This is a genomic window from Streptomyces sp. NPDC050264, from assembly GCF_040655895.1.
Taxonomy (GTDB): Bacteria; Actinomycetota; Actinomycetes; order Streptomycetales; family Streptomycetaceae; genus Streptomyces.
Genome location: NZ_JBFAKV010000040.1, coordinates 40,026 through 41,963, shown reverse-complemented (window position 1 = coordinate 41,963; position 1,938 = coordinate 40,026). Strand labels below are relative to the sequence as shown.

The following is a 1,938-nucleotide window of genomic DNA, read 5'->3' as shown; positions in this document are numbered from 1 at the left end:
GTGAAGGCCGTCGTCGTCCTTCACCACGCATCAACGTGAGGTTGGAAAGGGCTCACGGTCAGTTCGCCAGACGTACAGGGTCTTGGACAGCCCACGGAGAACGGCCTCACATGCGCTGTCGAACTCCTCGCGCCGGACATGCGCCTTGCTCGCGCTGCGCTGTTCGAACCAGACGTGCCGGATGGACTTTCCCTCTTCACGGGCACGGCGGCAGATATCGCGCAGGTGGGCCCGTAGTGCGGTGAGAGTGTCTTTCTTCTTCGACCGACGGATGTACGCCTCTGCCACTTGGCTGGCGTCGCCGGTTGCCGAGTCCCAGAGCCCCAGCTCTTTGAGTTCGTCGTCGCTGAAGCCCAGCGCGCGCAGGTTGGGAAGGTCTTGCCGTTCCATCGCTGTCCGTTCGCCGAAGGTGGTCCGCCTCGGACAGTTGGGAGCGGGTGGAATGCTAAGAGCGGCGTTTCCACTGGTCAGAGGCGGTGTTGCACCCTTCGGCCACGACCACGCCATGAACATCACGCGGTGGAACGTGCACACCGGTCTCTACGGCACGTACCTGATCCGCGACGACGAGGAGGACGCGCTCCACCTTCCGTGCGGTGAGCGGGAGATACCGCTGTTGCTCGCCGACCGGAACCTGGACACGGACGCCGACGGCGCGCTGAACGGCCGGCTGCTGCACAAGACGGTCGTCATCGACCCGAAGAACGCGGAGACCGGCAAGCCCGTGACCCTGCCGTTCACCGGCCCGTACACCACCGTCAACGGGCGGATCTGGCCGTACGCCGAGGTCGACGCGGCATGGCACCGCTTCCGCCTGGTGAACGCGTCGAACGCCCGCATCTTCGACCTGGTCCTCGTCGACGAGGACGATCAGCCGGTGCCGGGCGTGCTCCACCAGATCGGTAGCGACGGAGGGCTGCTGCCGCGCCCCGTGCCGGTCGACTTCGACGCGGTACTGCCGACGCTCACCGTCGCCCCGGCCGAGCGGATGGACCTGCTCATCGACTTCGGGGCGCTCGCCGGGCGGCGGGTACGGCTGGTCGGCAAGGGGCCGAACCAGGCGCCCGGGGTGCCGGACGTACCGGGCAACGTGCCCTACCCGCACGTGCTGGAGTTCCGGGTGGGCGAGAGCTGCGCGCCCGACTCGTTCGCGCTGCCCGAGGTGCTCTCCGGCTCCTTCCGGAAGCTGACGCACGACATCGAGCACGGGCACCGGCTGATCGTGCTGACCCCGCCCGCGACCAAGGGCGGCGGCGGGCACCCGGAGATCTGGGAGATGGCGGAGATCGAGGATCCCGCGGGCGTCCACGTCCCCGCCGACGGCATCATCCAACTCATCAACGACAAAGGCCAGTTGAAGACGTACCGCCGGATCTCCCGGACCTTCAACGACGGGCTCGGCTTCACCGTCGCCGAGGGCAGCCACGAACAGTGGAGCTTCCTGAACCTCGCGGTGAACCCGCCGGTCGTGCACCCCATGCACATCCACCTGGCCGACTTCCAGATCCTCGGCCGCGACGCGTACAACGCCTCCGGTTTCGACGTGACGGTGGGCGGCACGGTCGCGCCGGTCACGTTCGACCCGAACACCGTGATCCCGCTGCCGCCGAACGAGCGGGGGCACAAGGACGTGTTCCGCTCCCTGCCCGGACAGATGCTGCGCGTCATGGGCCGGTTCGACGGGGCGTACGGCCGCTTCATGTACCACTGCCACCTGCTGGAACACGAGGACATGGGCATGATGCGGCCGTTCGTCGTGATGCCCGAGGAGGCCATGAAATTCGATCACGGGGCAGGCCACGGCGGCGGACACGGAGGTCACGCGGCCTAGCTTCCTTCCGGCGAGCCGGGTGCACGCGGTCTGGACGGGTGCGGGATCCCCGGTGCTGGTTCGGCTTCGTGCCGAGCCGCTCCGGGCGATCCCGAAACCGGTGTACC

At 67.9% G+C, this 1,938-nt stretch carries 1 protein-coding gene and 1 pseudogene; one reads left to right on the top strand and one right to left on the bottom strand.

The features are described from left to right. Positions 1-30: 30 nt before the first annotated feature. The gene (locus tag AB0J02_RS40795) at positions 31-390 is read right to left on the bottom strand and encodes a recombinase family protein (RefSeq protein ID WP_363198981.1); all 360 of its coding nucleotides are present in this window, start codon (positions 388-390) and stop codon (positions 31-33) included. Between the two features lie 103 nt (positions 391-493). On the opposite strand from AB0J02_RS40795, the pseudogene AB0J02_RS40790 reads away from it, so the two are divergent. Beyond that, a pseudogene (locus tag AB0J02_RS40790) lies at positions 494-1,831 on the top strand (multicopper oxidase domain-containing protein); the annotation flags it as partial. Positions 1,832-1,938: the final 107 nt, after the last annotated feature.

What these genes read in the sequence shown, in the direction of transcription:
- AB0J02_RS40795 (WP_363198981.1), bottom strand. Translation starts at nt 390, where the DNA reads ATGGAACGGCAAGACCTTCCCAACCTGCGCGCGCTGGGCTTCAGCGAC.